Origin of the sequence: Hymenobacter lapidarius (assembly GCF_001816145.1) — a bacterium.
GTDB classification, from domain to species: Bacteria; Bacteroidota; Bacteroidia; order Cytophagales; family Hymenobacteraceae; genus Hymenobacter; species Hymenobacter lapidarius.
In genome coordinates, this window is the sequence record NZ_MDZB01000034.1 from 1 (window position 1) to 915 (window position 915).

Sequence of the window (915 nt, forward strand, 5' to 3'; positions counted from 1 at the left end):
GAAGCTGTTTAGAAAGTCGGTTTTGGGTTGATTTTTCGCAAAAAGAGGACGACAAAGGCCAGCCAGTGCCAGGCCAGCCAGTTGCCGACGCTGGTTTCGTAGCGTACGAGCAAGGTTTTGAAGCCGTCGAGCCAGGCGTTGGCGTGTTCGACCACGACGCGGCGGCGGTAGAGCTCGGGGTCGAAAAGAGTATCGTCGTCGGTCTGCCAGTCGGCGGCGCGGCGGTTGCGGGGGATGTTGGCTTCGATGTCACGCCGGGCGCATTCCTGCCGAAACTCTTGGCTGTCAAAGGCTTTATCCGCGTTTAGGAACAGGCCGGCGATGGGAATCCCCGCCGCTTCGAGGAAAACGCAGATTTCGCCAAACAAGGCGGTCAACCCGTGGCTGTCGTGGAAATTGCCCGCTTGCGGGCTGGCGCAGGTCAGGGGCTGGCCCCGGTTGTCGGTCAGGAAAAGCGCCGTCGTGGTGCGAGCTTTTTTGCGGCCTTGGTAGCCGACGGCTTCCCCGCCGTTTTTCGCCGGCGTATGGCTGCCGTCGAGTTGGACGCTGGAGCAGTCGAGGTGGGCCTTGTTTTCGCCTAGCAAGTTGGCCCAGACGGCTTGCCACGACCCATCCTTGCGCCAAGCGTTGAAGCGGGCGTACACGCCCTGCCAGGTCAGCGACGCCCCGGTAAAGAACTGGTTAACGGGTAGTAAGCGCCACTGGCAGCCGCTTTTGAGTTTATAGAGAATCACTTCCACCAGCTCCACCGGGTCCACGACTGACGGGCGGCCGTGCGCGGAAAAGGGGAGCGAGGGCAGAATCCATTGGCCAATCATATCTTTGGACAGGACTTCCATTAAAATGCGAAAAAAGGAGTGTCGTAACTCAAATTTCGCGCTTTTTTGGGAGTCCTTTTACTTTCTAAACAGCTTC

At 58.8% G+C, this 915-nt stretch carries 1 protein-coding gene; it reads right to left on the reverse strand.

Going from position 1 to position 915, the window contains the following annotated elements; all coding sequences use genetic code 11:
• Positions 1-8 precede the first annotated feature (8 nt).
• The gene (locus BEN47_RS01675; protein ID WP_070724473.1) at positions 9-839 is read right to left on the reverse strand and encodes an IS5 family transposase; all 831 of its coding nucleotides are present in this window, start codon (positions 837-839) and stop codon (positions 9-11) included.
• Positions 840-915 lie beyond the last annotated feature (76 nt).